This window comes from Acinetobacter seohaensis (genome assembly GCF_056431365.1).
On the sequence record NZ_JBWKMK010000120.1, the window covers coordinates 1 to 18,224 of the forward strand.

The window sequence follows — 18,224 nt, forward strand, 5'->3', positions numbered from 1 at the left end:
CGATTAATGAGAGCGCGATTATAGGAAGACCAGTTGGTTGTACGATAAGTTTTAGGAGTAGGTTTATTCATTTTGAAATTATAGGACTGAATAAACCTTATAGGCTAGGTTTGTGCAACAAAGCCGTCTCAATGTTAAAATTTCTGATTTACGCATACCACTAAAACATGCAACTAGCATAAAACCAATAGTTTGTATTTGCACTATTCGAGTCAGAAGGGAAGAAGCACTCGTAATGTTAAAATCATCAGAAAACTGTTCAAGATTATACTTTTCAATAAACTTCCTAAAAAGGCTAGGACTAGGAGTTCTTGTCCTTGAAGCTCTTAAATTTAAAAAATAGTGACCATTTAAAAAAATATTTCTCAATGAATCCAATGAATTATGAAATTTTTCAAATACATTTAATCCTGATCTAATAAATTCATAATAAATACGAGTAGGTATTAGAATTGTTTGATTTACTGTTGTTAAAGCTTTATCTGAAAGTTGTAAAGTTTTATGAATTAATTGATCATCAAAACCAAATCCTTCAATCTCAAAAAATGCACCAACCGCATTAATATTATGAAAAGTAGAAAAATATTTCCTAACGGTTTGTCGCTTACTTAAAGATAGATAAGATAATAATTTTTGTTGAGCAATACCATTTTTTCTTATATTTAAAAAACTGGAATTATTGCCTTTAAATGTTGAAGCAATAAGTTTATATTTTCTAAATTTTAAAAGTATGGTTCTAAATGATACTGTATCTTTTATTTTTTTGACACAAAAATAATCATAATAAACAATTAACTTTAAATGATATAGTGTATCAGAGTTTAAACCAGTTTTTTCTTTTGTAAAGTCTAAAACATTTGTATGAGAATAACCTAACTGAATCGCACTCAAGTCCCAAACATCATCCTTAAAAACACTTAAAACATTACCTTCTTTATCAAAGGAAACTGGTGTATTTTCATTAGGATACCTATTGTATAAATCAATAATATGATTATTTTTTATATTTTTATTAATCATAGAAGCTTACCCCTAAATCCAATAATAAGTTAAGATGATCTTTCCAATATTCATCAAAATCACCATCATTTACTGATGTAGCAACATTAATAAATATATTCTTTGTTTCAGGGTGTTTATCCAGGAGAATCGTAAATATCTCATTAATACGGTTAGTTACTATAATGGCTTCATCTGTTTTATCAGACATAGATAATATCTTTTTTAAAGACATTAATTTCCGTATATCTTCTTCATCTGAATGCACAACATAGTTTTCACAAAATAAACATGAAGATGGATTAGAACAATTAGGTGTTTCCAAGTCATCAGTAAAGCCTGAATGAAGTTTAGGCGTGTTTTCGACACATCCACCAACAGGTATTTGCTTGGCATTGAGGTTGATATTAACGTCAATTAAGTCGCCATTTTTCCTGTATTTTCTAGCAATCTGATTATGAATATTTGTAAAGAAATCCGTAACTTGCTCTTGAAATTCTTTATCAGTGGCTTGAGCATAAGACCGATTAAATACTTTTGGAGTATTCCCAAGTTTTTGTGCAGCGATCACAGAACTATTGGTTTCATTAAGAATGAAATTACCTACTGATTTTCTGATAACAGTAGGTGGAAGCCATTTAACTTGAGGGAGGTACAAATTCACGATTCTCATGTAATTTCTTGTTGATGTACCTGAATAGGGTAAAACTTTTTCAAATGGATTATTTGTGGAGCCAAGCTTAGTGTCTAAGCAAAATACAATATTATCTATACCCCCATTATCTACAAGATCAAAGCACCAATTCCTAAATTCTTTATATGCTTTTATTAATGGCAGCATTTTTACACCGATTATGAGTTCAATTTCCTTGTACTTTGCTCTCGGCTTGATTGCAACTACCTTATATCCTTTTATAGAATCTTCATAGTTTGATAAATCATCCATTACCATTTCATAAATTTGTGAAGGGTTAATAGATGATTCACAATAAAAACACATTACAAATGCTGATACAGCATAATTAATCAATCTAGCTTTAGCTATTGTTTTTGGATTAGTGTCATTGCAAGCATTAAAAATACTATTATAGCAAGCCTGCAAGTATTTCCTAAAACCCTCAATACCCATGTTCCTAAAACCTTGATTTACATTTTTAATTCTTTTTTTGAACTCTGATTTACTTAATAATTCCCCATCATCTGCATAAAAATAAGAGTCTAAAGCCAACCAACTACTGTTTTTTGGATAAATATAAAATTTTGAATTAATAAAATTATCATCAAAAACAAATGGAAATTTCTTCCCTTTCATTAGAAATTCTTTTAACGTATAAAATATTCTTTTATTAACTTCGTAAAAATAACTTAAATCTTCTATAGATACTGGATTAATTCCATTATAATCAAGAGTTGTTTTAAGAATAATAAAGGAACTCTTAAAATTTCCTACCTCTAAATTATGGTAAAAACATATTAATTCAGCAAATACGTGTTGTTGTTGAGCTAATGAAGCAAGACCATTCTTATTTTCAGAAGCCAATAGTTGAGATTTTTTTATAATCAGACTTTGAGTATATTTCTCATACGCTTTACGACACTGTTCATAATTATTGAAATCTAAACTTTCTAAATTTTCATAATAATATTTTACAAATTTTCTTAATTTAGAAATATAACTATGGGTTGATGTAGCTGCAACTTTACTCAACTTATTTTTTGTATATGCATTTAATACAGGTTCTAAAAACTCAACAAAACTCGAATATACTACCTTACAACTATGTGTCTTAGCCGTTGAATCCTTTTTTTTCTTATAACATAAAGCTCCAAAGTCAAAATATGCCTCTCTACCTCTGCTATTTTTCCCAATAACTACGAGATTTCTAAATTGATATTCAGGTAGCGAGCTAATATCTGAAAACTGTTCAGTTTGAATAAAAACTACAGGGCGATCTACATAAAATTCTACTAATGTATTCATAATTATCTATCACTAAATTGGTTTAATGCTTCTGATAGATCAGTATTCGCACTAATTACATTTTCAGAAAATTCAGTATATTCTAAATATCTCATTGTCGTACTGATATACCTATGCCCCATACGCTCTTTGAGATACATCAAAGCTGTATCAGGTTTGAAGCCATTACGAATTAAAATTTTTAAGGTATTTAATCCAAAAGTAGCTCGTAGATCATGGAAAGAAAATGGATTTATCTTGATGTCTTCTTTATTTATTTTTTTTAACATTTGGCTTATATGAATGCTAACTGAAAGTCCGCGCTTTGGTTTAAATCCCTTTAAACTTTGGCTAATTCGTCTATCCTCTATTTCCTGTATGCTAGTGTAGTAAGAACTTCCTCTAGCTGTAAGAAATATATAATTGTTAGTAGTGTTGCCATAATAACTTAATTTGGCTCTATCTTTCCAAGCTTTTGATTCAGTATATTTTATTAATTCATCCACTAACTCAATTGGTATTTTAATAATATTTGATATACCAAATTTAGTATCAATAGTAGTATTTCCACCAACCTCTAGGGTGTAGGTATTATCAAATGGATCAGTTTTTTTATCTTTCAAAGACTTAATATGATGAACTCTAATTGTACAGACGGTTTGCAATCTAGCACCAGTATATAATGCTAAATAGCACATTAACTGAAATTCTCTACTAGCATTATCTCTTAGGTATTGCTTGACAAAATTTTGCTCATTATCAGATAAAGGATGTAGTACACCACCATCCTTAATAGTATTAGCAGAGTGATGTTTTCGAGGTACAGTAATACTCAAATTTGTACTTTGAACTATTTTTTCTTTTGTTACTCCAACTTCCGTAGTAAAAGTTATTCTTTTTTCAATTTCTTCATACGGTAAGTTTCGCAGACTATCTTTGTAGAATAACTTGTTTTTAATGCAAAATTTATAAAACTGAACAACCTTATGGATTTTTTGATTATTAGTGCTAGGACGTTTTTTTGATTGACGAATTTGACTTAATAAGAATGCTCTATATCTATATGTAACTCTTTCGGGTTCACTTGCGGGAAAATGCAAAATATCTAAATCATTATGTTCTATGAATCTCAAATAATCTAATAAAGCATTTGCCGTTGATTCTATACTTGACTGTGTTAATGACTTTTCAATCAATAAAGACTGTATATATACACTTCCTAACTCCCAAACCTTGTTATCACTTTGAATGATTACTGGCATTCGCACACAGTAAATGCTTTTGTCGGAGTGTTCTCTACAATTAGGCTCTGCATAGGTATAAGTAAAATTTTCAATGTACTCAATGTGAGCTTTTGAATTGTAGGTATGGGTTTGGGGGCGCATAGTAAATAATCTATAGATTCCATATGGATTTTACTATGCTTTAAAATTCCATACAACCATATATACACTATGAACCATGACGTTCTGGGCTACACCAAACCATACCTTCTGCCCACGCCAACAATTCATGCAGCTCTTGAACTTTGGGATGTGAAGCATCGCCATCTTCAGGTAAAGGCAAACCTTTGGGATGGAAAATTTTTACCTCAGCACCAAAGTGCTCCAAAATTCTGCCTGCTTCTTGTACCGCCAAACGACTATAAGAACGCTCACGGTTTGAACCGTACATCAATAAAATACGTGGCGGATGGTTCAACGGCTTTGCCTGCACCTGTTCAAAACTTGGTGTAGGCAATAAATCTAAATCAATATTGGGTAATACCATGCTGCATACTCTTAAAACTAAAATGGGCAACGCATGCCCATGTTTTTATCTTAAACCTCAAAATGAAGAAAATTACTTTGAACTGACAATCGACTCATTTTGATAAAACTTTTTACGCAGCCATAAAGACACACTCACCAAAGCAATCAACACAGGCACTTCAACCAAAGGGCCAATAATCGTGGTAAATGCAGCGGGAGAAGCCAAGCCAAACGTTGCAATGGCAACAGCAAGTGCTAATTCAAAATTATTCCCTGCTGCGGTAAAGGAAATGGCGGTCGTCCGTGGATAATCATTGCCCATCCATTTGCTCATAAAGAAGCTAATAAAGAACATGGCAACGAAGTAAATAATCAATGGAATGGAAATGCGTAAAACATCCATCGGCAAGCTCAGTACTTCTGCGCCTTTTAGTGCGAACATCGCCACAATGGTAAATAGCAATGCCAACAGACTAAATGGGCTAATTTTGGGTAAAAAAGACGTTTGATACCAATCTAAGCCTTTGCTTTTCACTAAAATCAAGCGTGTTAAAAAGCCCATCAAAAAAGGAATACCCAAATAGATTAAAACAGCTTGGGTGATTGTCCAAAAACCAACATCAATCACTTGTCCTGCCACGCCAAAATACGGCGGCAAGAAACTCAGAAACAGCCATGCATAAGTACTAAAGAATACAATCTGAAAAATACTGTTAAACGCAACTAATGCAGCCACGTATTGGTTATCACCACAAGCCAAGTTGTTCCAGACCAAGACCATCGCGATACAGCGTGCCAGACCAATTAAAATCAAACCTGTCATATATTCAGGATAGTTTTGCAAGAAAATAATCGCCAAAGCGAACATCAAACACGGAGCAATCAACCAGTTTTGTACCAAAGACAACAACAAGGTTCGGCGGTCTTTAAACACTTCTGGCAAAGCTGCGTAATCGACTTTTGCCAATGGTGGATACATCATCAAAATCAAACCAATCGCAATGGGAAGATTGACTGTTCCCACACTCATTTGATCTAAGCTTGCCGATACTGCAGGAAATACCACGCCAATCGCAACACCTAGCCCCATGGCAATAAAAATCCATAAGGTCAGATTACGATCTAAAAAAGAAAGTTTGGACTGTGCCATGTGCTTACTCGCAATGTGTTGCAATTGTAGGGTTGATGTGCGTCATCGGGCTGACATCTTGCTGCGCGATAATATTTAAAACAGCAAACGCCCATTCGGGTAAATCTGGGTTCAAACGGTAATACACCCACTGCCCCTGACGTTGATCTAGCAAAATAGATAAATTCCGTAACAACGCCAAATGACGTGATATTTTCGGTTGATTTAACTGCAATTGTTCTGTCAATTCGCATACACAAATATTGTGTTGAGCCATCACCAATTTCAGAATGTCCAGTCGGGTTGGGTCTGACAAACATTTAAAAAAATCAGTTTGATTCATTTTTTATCTGCACTTCAATATTAACTGTTGCGAATATACGCATACCCATATATAAATGCAATATTGAAATTTTATCGACCTAAAACGAGTCACTACGCATGAGCAACACCATCAAAATTTTTCATAACCCTGCCTGTGGAACGTCACGCAATACTTTAGAATTAATTCGTAATACAGGACAAGAACCTGAAATTATTGAATATTTAAAAACCCCACCTACACAAGCTGAACTTACTAGCATGATTCAACAAGCAGGTTTAAGCGTGCGCGATGCAATCCGCAAAAATGTAGAACCATACGAACAGTTGCAACTTGAAGGTAGCTCACACAGCGATGCGGAATTAATTGCATTGATGGTCGAGCATCCGATTTTAATTAATCGTCCATTTGTCGTGACCGAGTTAGGTGTGAAACTATGCCGCCCCTCTGAACTGGTCTTAGACTTGCTCACTCAACCACAATTAAAAAGCTTCAGCAAAGAAGATGGTGAAGTGGTGATTGATAAACATGGGCAACGTGTACGTTAACACGCTTTCATCCATCAGAAATTGATTATAAGCAATCTTTCAAATTGGTATTGAAAGTCCCTTCTCGTGCGTTTTGTATAGCTCAGGATGAGGAACTTTCTATATCAAGATTAGCCCCAGCGTTTCAGCACAAGTTTTCTTCTGAATCCCGAGCTATTTACTAGGTTGAATCCTAAATTTAGATTCATACAATAAAGCCATATTTCTGCTATTGCTTTTTGATCATGACCATTTCCCACGTCACCGAACTTCTCTCTCCTGCTGGTTCTTTAAAAAACATGCGCTATGCCTTTGCTTATGGTGCAGATGCAGTCTATGCAGGTCAGCCGCGTTACAGTTTGCGCGTGCGTAATAACGAATTTGATCATGAAAACTTAGCAATTGGTATTCAAGAAGCACATGAATTAGGCAAAAAGTTTTATGTGGTGGTGAACATCCAACCGCATAACAGCAAACTCAAAAACTTTATTCGTGACCTAGAACCTGTGGTTGCCATGCAACCCGATGCGCTGATCATGTCTGACCCAGGTCTGATTATGATGGTGCGTGAAAATTTCCCCGACATGCCTGTACATTTATCGGTACAAGCCAATGCGGTGAACTGGGCAACGGTGAAATTCTGGCAAAATATGGGTTTAACCCGTGTCATTCTTTCGCGTGAATTGTCGATTGATGAAATTGAAGAAATTAAAAACAACGTGCCTGGCATGGAAATTGAAGTATTTGTGCATGGTGCGCTGTGCATGGCCTATTCAGGTCGTTGCATGCTTTCAGGCTATATGAATAAACGTGATGCCAACCAAGGCGCATGTACCAATGCCTGCCGTTGGGAATATAAAATTCACGATGCAAAAGAAGATGAAACAGGTGACGTAATTCCTGTCAAAAATCTTTCTGAAACTGCCGATGCAGATGAACAACACATGCAGGCACAGCATCAATTTAACGAGCCTGTGTTATTACAACGTAATGACGAAGATATGTTTGCTGCCGAAGAAGATGAACACGGCACTTATTTTATGAATTCTAAAGATTTACGCGCAGTGCAGCACGTTGACCGTTTAACTAAAATGGGCATCCATTCACTAAAAATTGAAGGTCGCACCAAATCTTATTTCTACTGCGCACGTACTGCACAAATTTACCGTAAAGCGATTGATGATGCGCTTGCAGGCAAACCATTTGACCCTGCATTAATGACTCAATTAGAAGGTCTAGCTAACCGTGGTTATACCGAAGGTTTCTTGCGTCGTCATGTGCACAGCGAATACCAAAACTACGAAACAGGTTCATCAAGTTTTGATCATCAGCAATTTTGTGGTGAAGTCTTAGAACGTAATGGTGACTACATTAAAATTGATGTAAAAAACCGTTTTGTAGTGGGCGATTCTCTAGAATTGATGATGCCACAAGGCAATATCTATTTCACTTTAACTGAAATTAAAGATAAAAAAGGCAATCTGATTGAAGATGCCAAAGGTTCAGGGCATATTGTAGAAATCCCTATACCTGCAGATGTCGATATGCGTTATGCCCTGCTGATTCGCAACTTACCAAATTCGACTGCAGATATTTCTGCCTCATCGTTGGCTTATCAAGCCAACTAAGTGGCAATAAACTAAGCGAGTATTGCGATGGCACTCCTGATTACCGACCAATGCATCAATTGCGATATGTGCTTACCCGAATGCCCGAATGAAGCAATTTATGAGGGTGAAAAGGTGTATGAAATTGATGTGGCGCGTTGCACAGAATGTGTTGGGTTTTATGACTATCAAACCTGCGTTTCAGTCTGCCCAATTGAATGTATTATTCCGCATCCTGAGCATGTCGAAACCAAAGAGCAACTGAAGGACAAGTTTAATCAGCTGAATTTATTTGGACAAAATAATAAGGCTAATTAGACTGAGATAAATCCAACTACAGTAAATCAAACTGGATGCTAAAAAATAAAAAAAGAACTGAGTTGTTAGCCGACCCAGTTCTTAAAACCAAAAATAGAATAAATAAACTTTTAATACTGTGCGATAACGCACTTTACTGAACATAGCGCCTGAGTATTGGGGAACTCAGGCGCTATCTTTTTAGCGAATACAATTTAAGGATGGTTAATCCGCGTATTCAGATGTATTCGTTCAGACTTATTGACCTGAACGGATGATGTAATCAAATGCTGAAAGTGATGCTTTCGCGCCTTCACCTGTTGCAATGATGATTTGCTTGTACGGTACAGTTGTACAGTCACCTGCCGCAAATACACCTTTTACATTGGTTTCATTGCGCTCATTTATCACAATCTCACCACGATTCGTCAGCTCTACTTTTGACGCTTTTAAGAAGTCCGTATTTGGTAATAAACCAATTTGTACGAAAATTCCTGCAAGTTCAACAGTATGCTCAACATCTGTCGCACGGTCTTTATATTTCAATGCAGTCACTTGTGCGCCATCACCAATCACCTCAGTCGATAATGCATTGGTAATTACAGTAGTATTTGGCAAGCTGTTCAATTTGTTTTGCAAGACTTGGTCTGCACGTAATTTAGTATCAAACTCTACCAAAGTCACATGCTCTACAATCCCTGCAAGGTCAATCGCTGCTTCTACACCTGAGTTACCACCACCAATCACTGCAACACGTTTGCCTTTAAACAACGGGCCATCACAGTGTGGGCAGTACGCCACGCCACGGGTACGGTATTCTGCTTCACCAGGTACATTCATTTCTCTCCAACGTGCACCTGTAGACAAGATCACCGTTTTCGATTCAAGTGTTGCGCCATTTTCCAAAGTCACTTCGACCAAACCATTGCCAGTTTCATCAGCACCTTTAATGGCAGATACTTTTTGTAGATTCATAATATCTACATCGTATTCACGCACATGCGCTTCCATTTCTGCCGCAAACTTTGGACCTTGTGTTTTTTGGATAGAAGTAAAGTTTTCAATATCCATGGTATCCATCACCTGACCGCCCATGCGCTCAGCCACAATACCTGTACGAATACCTTTACGAGCTGCATAGATTGCAGATGTATTCCCTGCAGGGCCGCCACCAATTACCAAGACATCAAACGCCTCTTTGGCATTCAGTTTCGCTGCATCTTTGCTCGCAGAATCTGTATCTAATTTCGCTACAATTTCTTCCAAAGTCATACGACCTTGACCAATGTGGTTGCCATCTTGGAATACCATAGGCACAGCCATAATTTTGCGCTGCTCAACTTCTTCTTGGAAGAATGCACCATCAATCATGGTTGCTGTTGTGCCAGGGTTGTAAATCGCAATGAGGTTCAAAGCTTGTACTACATCTGGACAGTTGTGGCAGCTCAACGATACAAACACATCAAAGTGAGATGAAAGATTCAATTCTTTGATTTGCGTTAATACTTCATCCGATACTTTTGGTGCATAACCTGAAGTTTGCAATAACGCCAAAATTAATGAAGTGAACTCGTGCCCCATTGGTAAACCTGCGAAGAATACGCGCGGTTGCTCACCTACTTTTGCAATCCCAAAACTTGGTGCACGTGCGTTGTTACCGTCAAAACGCGCAGTAACTTGTGGCGAAAGTGCCGCAATTTCTTCAACCAATTCTTTAATTTTGGCAGATTTATCAGAACCATCTAAAGTCGCGACAAGCTCGATTGGGCTTTCAAGACGTTCTAATAAAGTTTTAAGTTGTGTAGAAGTATTTTGGTCTAACATGGCTAACGTCTCCAAGGGAGTAAATTTATTTGTTGATGTCATCTTACGAAAAATAGTTACATAGGGGAAACGGTTTATTTTTATATTTATGATCGTTTTTTTAAATGATAGTGAGTTTCAAGCTTACTATTTCATTTAAAATACCTAAAGCTATTCAATTTAGACATTAACATAAAAACTGAATGTCTGCCTTAAGCAATTGAGCCTAATCATTTTTTATTCAAGTTGTTGTTGAATCCGCAGAATACGCTGCTGTAAATGTCGCGATAAAAACCAGAGTACCGCAGACAGTATTAACATAAGCGCCATAACCGCGAGATTCATATAATAAACCAGCGTATTTAATTGCTGTGCTTGCTGCACTTGCTTATGTACGCTTTGCGCCATAGGCGTTAAAGCTTTGCCATAAACTTGCTGCTGCATCGTCCATAATTGTTCAGGTTTAAAGCCATAATGTAAAAATTGCGGATCTTGCTGCTCTGCTTTGACCAAGGTCAACACTTGCGGAATGGCTGCATCTTTATCTGCGGGATGATGCATCAATGCCGTTTGCGCCAACAAATAGGCTTTAACAGGTGCTGCCATTTCTGCATTTTGTAAATAACGCGCCAATTCACTTTCTTGAATGTGCTTTTCATAATGCACAATTTTGGCATATACCTGCTGTGTATCATCTTGTCGGTCATGCTGAACATAACTCAATGCCGACCAAAGTAAAATAAAACTCAGCAACCAAGCTACAAATTTCAAAACAAAGGACTGAAAGCGAATATAAAAAAAACGAATTTTCTTGAGTAGATGAACTAGAACGAATGCACCAATAAATGACACCGACAGTTTTAAAATCAACCAACCCAACCAGTTCAACAAACTGAAAAAATAATCAGGTTGCTGCCCTAAATTTGCCAAAGTCGCATCGACACTTGCAGGCATGTGTAATTGCTGAACTTCAGTGCTTAAACCAAAGAAGCTATAAATCACATCTTGCTGAATAAAAAAGCCAATTGCCGATATAAGCACCACCGTCATAGACAGCACAGCCAAAAAACTGAGCTTTTTTTGACGCTGCTGTAATGCCACAACACCTGTTTTTAGCTGCTGTGGCTGAATGGCATATTCATCAAGTGGGGGCAAATCCGACTCCTTATCAGGTAAATTTCAGATTAAATGAAGTCATTGTCAAAATGCATTTATTGACCAGACTGTTGACTTGAACCAATCACCAATTGATTCAGATTCTCCTGTAAGGCTCGCAAACGCGTAGTCGCTTCTGCACGTTTTTGCATGCCTTCTTTTTGTACCTGGATCACATCGTTCACTGTTTTAATGAGGGTATTTTGTACGTGTTCAAGGGTTTCAATATCAATCACCGAACGCTGATTGGCTTTGGCAGTATCAACCGAGTTTTGATGCAATAAATCTGCATTACGGCGCAGCAATTCATTGGTGGCATCATCAATACTGTTGGCCAGTTGCACACTGTTTTTCTGCTCATTTAAAGAAATCGCCAAACTAATCTGGTTTTTCCACGCAGGTAAGGTAATGTTTTTAATCGCATAAAATTTATCGACCAACATTAAATTATTGGACTGGATAATCCGAATCATCGGCAAAGTTTGCATGGCAGATTGTTGCAACACCTGCAAATCACTCACCCGCTTTTCTAAATTATTAGCAAGATGATTGAAATCATAAATTTTTTGAGTCGTGGTCTGATCCTGCGGCTGCGCGGAAAATTCAGAAATTTGCTGCTGAATTTCCTGCTGTTTTAACTTACCTGCTGCAATATAAATCCCCAATTGTTTATATTCATCTTGCACACCATGAAACATTTTATCCAGTGTATCTACACGGTTTTTTAAACCATTTTGTGAGCTTTCAATTTCTGTGACCAGACTATCAATTTGCGCTTTGGTGCTGTTAAAGTTTTGATCAAAACTTTGTTTAGCGCCTTTTAACTTATTGAATAAACCACCCAAAAAGCCACTGCTTTTGTTTGGATTTAAAATACTGTTGGTATTTAACTGCTGTGCAACCTGCACCACCTGATTCAGCTTTTGCCCTGTGACATCCAAATCCTTATTTTGCACCAAACCTAAAAGCTCATCGGTATAACTTGACGTTTTAGTGGCGATATTTTTGCCATATTCTGCAACCGAATGATGGCTAAGATCGCTTAATTCTTTACGCGCAGCCAGCACCTCCTGAAAGTCATCAGGCTGTAAGCCAATTTCCTGCAAATTGAGTTGCTGAAATTGTTGCTGAGTCTGTTCATCACTCACTTGCACAGCGACGTTGCGTTGTTCAGAAGTTGTCATATTTCGCCTCTATCTAATCAAAACCATGCCTTATGATTGCGCAGGTTTTTCTAAGGATTTTCTTAATGTCTTAATTAAATGCTCACGACTTTGATCCAGCTTTTCTAGCTGACTGTGTGAGCCACTTTGCTGACTTTGTTTGACATGATATTGCCATGCAGGAATGAGTACCTGCTGCGCTTCTTTAAAGCGATCTAACAAACTAAAAGAGAGTTGCTGTGAAAGTTGCATTTGAGTAATCGCAATATCATTACTACTTTGCAAAGTCTTTAAACTATAAATTTTCTTGGCCAGTCGTTCGCTAAAATTATCCAAAGGATGCTGATTGCGCACAAATCGTGGATATTCCACTAAAAACTCATCGGCAGCTTGAATGTATTTCGCCATTTGCTCACGCAAACCAACCAACTGCTGAAAACGTGATTGTGATTTCTGAATTTCGATTTGCAGCTTTTGGCTTAAACGATCTGCTTGTCCTAATAAATGATCTAGGTTTTTATAATATTGCACTTGCCCCGCGCCATATTCCAAATCTATGCCTAGCCACTTTTGTAGTGCATTAAACTTACGTTGCTTTAACACTTTTTTAGATTTGCCAAGCGCCTGAATCAACTGCTCAATGGTCACACTCAATTGCTGAGTTAAATGTGGATCCACCCCATCCAATAAAACTGACTGCGCTTGAATCACCTGATCTGCATAATGATTTAGACGATATTGATCATTCAACAACGGAACTAAATCATTGCGTTGAATCGCCAAAAGCTCTGCACGATCCACCGTAATCTCTTGCAAAGGCAGTAACACTTCAAACTGAGCCATAGACCATCACAACCCTCTTTACATGATTTTATAGTACGTGTTTTTCGGCTAAGGTCATGTAATATTTTGCAATTTTTTATTTCGATCTGCTTAAATGCTTTTTTATAGATTCGCATAACATCAGTCACAAGATGCCTGATTCAAAACACCAGTGCATAAAAAAGCCATGATCAACATGGCTTTCAATGTTCCTAACGCAGGATGATAAACAGATTATAAATAATCACCTTCACGCTCTGGCTGATACAAAATCTTCTCAATTTTGACTTTCATCATATGACCATCGGGCTGTGGCCATTCAATTTCCTGACCTTCAGCTAAACCTAAAATGGCAGTCCCGACAGGTGCAACCACATTCACCTGCCCTTTCTCACCTTTAAAGTCATGCGGATAAACCAAGGTAATTTCAGTCGGTTCTTTTGCAGGTGCAATGGTAATCAATGCGCGGGCATTCATGCTCACCACATTATTCGGTACATCTTGTGGCGCAACCACTTCAGCACGTGCCAATTCATCTTCTAGATGTTGCATCGTTGGCGTCAATTTAGGTTGATGCTCAAGCATCGTTTCCAAACGGTGCAAATCTTGTTCTGAAATAATAATCTTTGGTCTAATCATTTACTTTTATTCCTGTCATTCCGACAATACTGTCATCATCAGCTTGCCTACAATCATATTCAATACGCTTAAGTTATAACAGAAATTCAGCTTATTGAACGAAAAATCAATTTTTTATATCCATAAAAAAAGCCCCCTTGAGGGGCTTTTCTCAAGGCTGTGCTTATTTTGCGTAAACTGGGAATTTCGCGCAAACAGCTTCAACTTTTGCTTTTACAGTATTAATTACAGCTTCGTCACCTTTGCTGTCAAGAATGTCTGCAATCCAACCTGCAAGATCACGTACTTCTGCTTCACCAAAACCACGTGTAGTTACCGCTGGAGTACCGATACGGATACCAGAAGTTACAAATGGAGAACGTGGATCGTTCGGTACAGAGTTTTTGTTTACAGTAATGTGCGCAGCACCTAACCATGCATCTGCATCTTTACCTGTAATATCTTGCTTGATTAAAGAAAGCAAGAACAAGTGGTTTTTCGTACCACCAGATACTACATCATAACCACGTTCAATAAGAACTTCAGCCATCGCTTGCGCATTTTTAACAACTTGTTGTTGATACGCTTTGTATTCAGGCGCCATTGCTTCTTTAAAACAAATTGCTTTTGCTGCAACTGCGTGTACCAATGGACCACCTTGGTTACCAGGGAACACAGCAGATTGTAATTTTTTCTCGATCTCTTCGTTTGCTTTCGCAAGAATTAGACCAGAACGTGGACCACGCAATGTTTTGTGTGTAGTAGTAGTCGTTACGTCAGCAATTTGCACAGGGTTCGGATATACACCAGCAGCCACTAGACCTGCTACGTGTGCCATATCTACAAATAAATAAGCACCAACTTTGTCTGCGATGTCGCGGAAACGCTGCCAATCTACAATTTGGCTATACGCAGAGAAACCCGCAACAATCATGCGTGGTTTGTGTTCAAGCGCTAAACGCTCAACTTCTTCGTAATCAATTTCGCCAGTTTCTGGGTTTAAACCATATTGGATAGCGTTATATGTTTTACCTGAGAAGCTTACTTTTGCACCATGAGTCAAGTGACCACCATGTGCCAAGCTCATACCTAACACAGTGTCGCCTGGGTTAAGTAAAGCTAAGTAAACTGCAGAGTTTGCTTGTGAACCAGCGTGTGGTTGAACGTTAGCATAATCTGCACCAAAGAGTTCTTTAGCACGGTCAATCGCCAATTGTTCAATAATATCTACGTATTCGCAACCGCCGTAGTAGCGTTTGCCTGGGTAGCCTTCTGCATATTTATTGGTAAGTTTTGAACCTTGAGCTTCCATTACTGCAGGTGAGCAGTAGTTTTCAGAAGCAATTAACTCAATATGAGCTTCTTGGCGCGCATCTTCATTGGTGATCGCTTGAGCTAATTCTGGATCAAATTCGGCAATAGAAATATTGGCAAACATTAGCGAGGTCCTATTAATTTAGGGCTTTTAAGCCGTGCTAAGATTGGCGCGTATTGTAGCATAAAGTTTGTGAACTGAGAGAATGAACTTTGCTCAGTTTTACATAAAAATAGCTCATGCTTCAGATAAAACACGAGCTATTTCAGGTCAAATCAATCTTTATATTAATTCAATGACTTATTGAATAGGCATTAATGATTGCACATCTTTAACAATCTCATCCATATTATTCACATACACCGAACCATGATCCCATTTTTGCTCTACAGGTAAATCCTCATCAGTGACGTAATGAATTTTAGTTCCCATCCCTTGAGCTGACTGAACTAAGGAATCTGTCGCTAGCTTCGGTACAATTAGATCAGCTGTACCTTGATAAATAAATATAGGCGTGCTGATTTTCATTTTTAACGGCTGTGAGCTATTAGTTAAGAAATCTTTAACTTCAGGGATGGTCGTCATGAAATTCGGTTGAGTACGCGGATAACCATCCAATTTTCCAACCGACGTCACATGCTCTAGCATTGACTGAGCTATACTCTCACCTAATGTTTCATAACAGAGAGACTCTGCCTGAGCAGCAACTTGATCTGTTGGCGGTACAAATATTTCAGAAAATTGCAAGGTTGGAGCAGTATTTTTTAACCCCGCAGCAATTAGAGCAGTAAACGTATCTAATGGTACAAGTGTCTGTACTTTCTTTATTACATCTGGCTCCTGAGCTGCTTTTTGTTCACCACCCGCCAATACCAAGGCTAAATTTGATGCAGGTGCGATAGCTATGGCACCTTTATAATTTAACTGCGCCCGTGAGGCATACTGTGCTGCACCTAAAGCCGCATGCCCCCCCTGTGAATGCCCAACTACACTCCATCGCGTTTCTGCCGTATTACCCAAAAGCTTGCTTGCAGCGACAACAGCATCTGTAATCGAATAAGCTGCACTTTTTAAATTTAAGAATGGGTGTAATTCTTTACCGCTCGGCTCACCTAAACCTTCGTAATCTGGTGCAACAACGGCATAACCTGCCGCCAATAGTTTAGCAATGAAGTATTCATTTCCTTTTAAACCTTGACGGCTCGGTGCACACGCATCTGCCACGCCTGTTGTGCCATGTGCCCATACTACAAGTGGCCATCCGCCCGCAGGTTTAACTGTTTGAGGGGTAAAAACAAGTGCAGTTGCCTGAGTTTCCTGTCCATTTACACCTAACATTTTATAAGTCATCAATGTTTTAGAGGCACTTACTGTATCTAAAACATTATTCGCATTGGCACCCTGATCCAAATAAGGCTCTGTTTTTACGATAGGGGCACTAAAATTATATTTCGGAATGCCATCTTCAATAACCACAACACTCGTATCGTCATGATCATCATTACAGGCGGTTAAAAACAAACTGCTACTAGCCAAAGCCACACTTAACCATATTTTTTTCATTTGTTTACCCTTATCTTCATATTCTTATTGATTGCATCCTTCGCAATCTTTATTTGTACGCTTCTTTACCGTATTAGGCAAGATTTGGATAATTAATATGCAAGTGTATTTTATTTAAAATTAAATACTTACGTAAAAATCAGTAAATTTATCACATATACAGTTGTCTATTAAATTTCAATTCAATTTGTCATACGCAGCGGCTAATGTTAGATTGCATTTTTATTGAATGACGCAAGCGAATCAGGACATGCAGGCTATTATTCTCGACACTGAAACCCATACTTTAAATGGACAACCCATTGAGATTGCCTACGCCCCCATTCAAATTCAAGATGGCAAAATCAGTCTAGATAAAAGTAAAATTTTCGATCAGTTGTATCAAGTTGATGAGCCTATTTCATTCGCAGCGATGGCGGTGCATCATATTTTAGAATCGGATTTAATTGATCAACCGCATTACAGTAGTTTTGAATTACCTGCCGAAACCACCTATATCATTGGGCATAATATTGATTACGATATTCGCGCTTTAGAAAAATGTGGTGTGGATACTTCTAAAATTAAAGCCATTTGCACTTTGGCACTTGCACGTCGCGTATGGCCAAACGCCGAAGCACACAATATTTCAGCTTTAATTTATATGATTACCAAAGGCAGCGAAAAAGCGCGTGACATGATTAAAAAAGCGCATCGTGCCGATATGGATATTATTTTAACAGCCAATATTTTGATGCATGAAGTTCATCAACTACAAATTCAAAGTATTGAAGAACTCTATATCGCCTCAGAAGAAGCACGTATTCCACAAATTATCAATTTTGGTAAACATCGTGGTACGGCAATTGCCGACCTTCCTGCCGATTATGTGCAATGGTTATTAAGACAAGAAGATTTAGATCCTTACTTACGCAAGGCGCTCGAAAATACCAGCATTTTGACTTTATAAATGTTTCAAGTGAATCTTATTGCATTTAGCTGTCATAAATTATTCATATTATTGTAATTTTCAAAGTCTATGCTTTGCCTTAATTTATTGGGGAAATAAATTAAGGCTCATGTTTAATTACTCTGTACACGACAAAAATAGATAACTCATTGAAATAATGTCATAATAATTGTTTTCTAACGACGAATACTATGACACATCTCAATGAGTTATATCTTATCTTAAACAAATATCTAAAATGGAA

16 protein-coding genes and 1 pseudogene are annotated in these 18,224 nt (G+C 37.5%); 4 read left to right on the forward strand and 13 right to left on the reverse strand.

The genetic code is table 11. The features are described from left to right. Positions 1-78 precede the first annotated feature (78 nt). The 6 genes and pseudogenes from AC07E5_RS10725 to AC07E5_RS10750 all read right to left on the reverse strand — a co-directional run bounded on the left by AC07E5_RS10725 (position 79) and on the right by AC07E5_RS10750 (position 6,182). The gene (locus AC07E5_RS10725; protein WP_498625451.1) at positions 79-1,020 is read right to left on the reverse strand and encodes a hypothetical protein; all 942 of its coding nucleotides are present in this window, start codon (positions 1,018-1,020) and stop codon (positions 79-81) included. Continuing rightward, on the reverse strand, positions 1,013-2,980 hold the full coding sequence (locus tag AC07E5_RS10730; RefSeq protein WP_498625453.1) for a hypothetical protein: 1,968 nt from the start codon (positions 2,978-2,980) through the stop codon (positions 1,013-1,015). The genes AC07E5_RS10725 and AC07E5_RS10730 overlap by 8 nt, the downstream gene beginning before the upstream one ends. A 2-nt stretch (positions 2,981-2,982) precedes the next feature. Beyond that, on the reverse strand, positions 2,983-4,344 hold the full coding sequence (locus AC07E5_RS10735) for a tyrosine-type recombinase/integrase (protein WP_346793323.1): 1,362 nt from the start codon (positions 4,342-4,344) through the stop codon (positions 2,983-2,985). A gap of 70 nt (positions 4,345-4,414) precedes the next feature. Continuing rightward, positions 4,415-4,729: pseudogene (locus AC07E5_RS10740) on the reverse strand (NAD(P)H-dependent oxidoreductase); the annotation flags it as partial. A gap of 72 nt (positions 4,730-4,801) precedes the next feature. After that, on the reverse strand, positions 4,802-5,860 hold the full coding sequence (arsB, locus tag AC07E5_RS10745) for an ACR3 family arsenite efflux transporter (protein ID WP_498625454.1): 1,059 nt from the start codon (positions 5,858-5,860) through the stop codon (positions 4,802-4,804). 4 nt (positions 5,861-5,864) lie between these two features. Continuing rightward, the gene (locus AC07E5_RS10750) at positions 5,865-6,182 is read right to left on the reverse strand and encodes an ArsR/SmtB family transcription factor (RefSeq protein ID WP_004972936.1); all 318 of its coding nucleotides are present in this window, start codon (positions 6,180-6,182) and stop codon (positions 5,865-5,867) included. A gap of 98 nt (positions 6,183-6,280) precedes the next feature. On the opposite strand from AC07E5_RS10750, the gene arsC reads away from it, so the two are divergent. The 3 genes from arsC to AC07E5_RS10765 all read left to right on the forward strand — a co-directional run bounded on the left by arsC (position 6,281) and on the right by AC07E5_RS10765 (position 8,613). Then, positions 6,281-6,709, forward strand: coding sequence for an arsenate reductase (glutaredoxin) (gene arsC, locus AC07E5_RS10755; protein WP_004972934.1), 429 nt, complete (start codon positions 6,281-6,283; stop codon positions 6,707-6,709). 224 nt (positions 6,710-6,933) lie between these two features. Next, positions 6,934-8,316 (forward strand): prephenate-dependent tRNA uridine(34) hydroxylase TrhP, encoded by a 1,383-nt coding sequence (trhP, locus tag AC07E5_RS10760; protein ID WP_498625456.1) that lies wholly within the window; start codon positions 6,934-6,936, stop codon positions 8,314-8,316. Between the two features lie 27 nt (positions 8,317-8,343). Continuing rightward, a complete protein-coding gene (locus AC07E5_RS10765) occupies positions 8,344-8,613 on the forward strand; it encodes a YfhL family 4Fe-4S dicluster ferredoxin (protein ID WP_498625458.1) in 270 nt (89 codons plus the stop codon). A 237-nt stretch (positions 8,614-8,850) separates the two neighbouring features. Here the strand turns inward: AC07E5_RS10765 and ahpF are convergent, their stop codons facing one another. From ahpF to AC07E5_RS10800, 7 genes are all read right to left on the reverse strand, one after another. Continuing rightward, complete coding sequence (gene ahpF, locus AC07E5_RS10770) at positions 8,851-10,416, reverse strand: alkyl hydroperoxide reductase subunit F (RefSeq protein WP_498625459.1); 1,566 nt, start codon at positions 10,414-10,416, stop codon at positions 8,851-8,853. Positions 10,417-10,632: 216 nt separating this feature from the next. Beyond that, positions 10,633-11,550, reverse strand: coding sequence for a hypothetical protein (locus tag AC07E5_RS10775; RefSeq protein WP_131261786.1), 918 nt, complete (start codon positions 11,548-11,550; stop codon positions 10,633-10,635). 56 nt (positions 11,551-11,606) lie between these two features. After that, positions 11,607-12,734 carry a toxic anion resistance protein gene (locus tag AC07E5_RS10780; RefSeq protein WP_324526376.1) on the reverse strand — a complete coding sequence of 376 codons (1,128 nt, stop codon included), beginning with the start codon at positions 12,732-12,734 and terminating at the stop codon, positions 11,607-11,609. 30 nt (positions 12,735-12,764) lie between these two features. Beyond that, positions 12,765-13,556: a hypothetical protein gene (locus tag AC07E5_RS10785; RefSeq protein ID WP_004972923.1), complete on the reverse strand. Its 792-nt coding sequence runs from the start codon at positions 13,554-13,556 to the stop codon at positions 12,765-12,767. 213 nt (positions 13,557-13,769) lie between these two features. Continuing rightward, positions 13,770-14,174: a nucleoside diphosphate kinase regulator gene (rnk, locus tag AC07E5_RS10790; RefSeq protein WP_004972920.1), complete on the reverse strand. Its 405-nt coding sequence runs from the start codon at positions 14,172-14,174 to the stop codon at positions 13,770-13,772. 163 nt (positions 14,175-14,337) lie between these two features. Further along, positions 14,338-15,591 carry a serine hydroxymethyltransferase gene (gene glyA, locus AC07E5_RS10795; protein WP_019836649.1) on the reverse strand — a complete coding sequence of 418 codons (1,254 nt, stop codon included), beginning with the start codon at positions 15,589-15,591 and terminating at the stop codon, positions 14,338-14,340. A gap of 177 nt (positions 15,592-15,768) precedes the next feature. Next, positions 15,769-17,031, reverse strand: a complete 1,263-nt coding sequence (locus tag AC07E5_RS10800; RefSeq protein ID WP_498625461.1) for an alpha/beta hydrolase — start codon at positions 17,029-17,031, stop codon at positions 15,769-15,771. Positions 17,032-17,281: 250 nt separating this feature from the next. On the opposite strand from AC07E5_RS10800, the gene AC07E5_RS10805 reads away from it, so the two are divergent. Beyond that, on the forward strand, positions 17,282-17,980 hold the full coding sequence (locus AC07E5_RS10805; RefSeq protein WP_154321257.1) for an exonuclease domain-containing protein: 699 nt from the start codon (positions 17,282-17,284) through the stop codon (positions 17,978-17,980). The last annotated feature ends 244 nt before the right edge of the window (positions 17,981-18,224 follow it).

Excerpts from the sequence above, each read along its gene's own strand:
- arsB (WP_498625454.1), bottom strand. The coding sequence starts at position 5,860 with ATGGCACAGTCCAAACTTTCTTTTTTAGATCGTAATCTGACCTTATGG.
- AC07E5_RS10800 (WP_498625461.1), bottom strand. The coding sequence starts at position 17,031 with ATGAAAAAAATATGGTTAAGTGTGGCTTTGGCTAGTAGCAGTTTGTTT.
- AC07E5_RS10805 (WP_154321257.1), top strand. The coding sequence starts at position 17,282 with ATGCAGGCTATTATTCTCGACACTGAAACCCATACTTTAAATGGACAA.
- arsC (WP_004972934.1), top strand. The coding sequence starts at position 6,281 with ATGAGCAACACCATCAAAATTTTTCATAACCCTGCCTGTGGAACGTCA.
- glyA (WP_019836649.1), bottom strand. The coding sequence starts at position 15,591 with ATGTTTGCCAATATTTCTATTGCCGAATTTGATCCAGAATTAGCTCAA.
- AC07E5_RS10725 (WP_498625451.1), bottom strand. The coding sequence starts at position 1,020 with ATGATTAATAAAAATATAAAAAATAATCATATTATTGATTTATACAAT.
- AC07E5_RS10780 (WP_324526376.1), bottom strand. The coding sequence starts at position 12,734 with ATGACAACTTCTGAACAACGCAACGTCGCTGTGCAAGTGAGTGATGAA.
- rnk (WP_004972920.1), bottom strand. The coding sequence starts at position 14,174 with ATGATTAGACCAAAGATTATTATTTCAGAACAAGATTTGCACCGTTTG.
- AC07E5_RS10730 (WP_498625453.1), bottom strand. The coding sequence starts at position 2,980 with ATGAATACATTAGTAGAATTTTATGTAGATCGCCCTGTAGTTTTTATT.
- ahpF (WP_498625459.1), bottom strand. The coding sequence starts at position 10,416 with ATGTTAGACCAAAATACTTCTACACAACTTAAAACTTTATTAGAACGT.
- trhP (WP_498625456.1), top strand. The coding sequence starts at position 6,934 with ATGACCATTTCCCACGTCACCGAACTTCTCTCTCCTGCTGGTTCTTTA.
- AC07E5_RS10750 (WP_004972936.1), bottom strand. The coding sequence starts at position 6,182 with ATGAATCAAACTGATTTTTTTAAATGTTTGTCAGACCCAACCCGACTG.
- AC07E5_RS10765 (WP_498625458.1), top strand. The coding sequence starts at position 8,344 with ATGGCACTCCTGATTACCGACCAATGCATCAATTGCGATATGTGCTTA.
- AC07E5_RS10785 (WP_004972923.1), bottom strand. The coding sequence starts at position 13,556 with ATGGCTCAGTTTGAAGTGTTACTGCCTTTGCAAGAGATTACGGTGGAT.
- AC07E5_RS10735 (WP_346793323.1), bottom strand. The coding sequence starts at position 4,344 with ATGCGCCCCCAAACCCATACCTACAATTCAAAAGCTCACATTGAGTAC.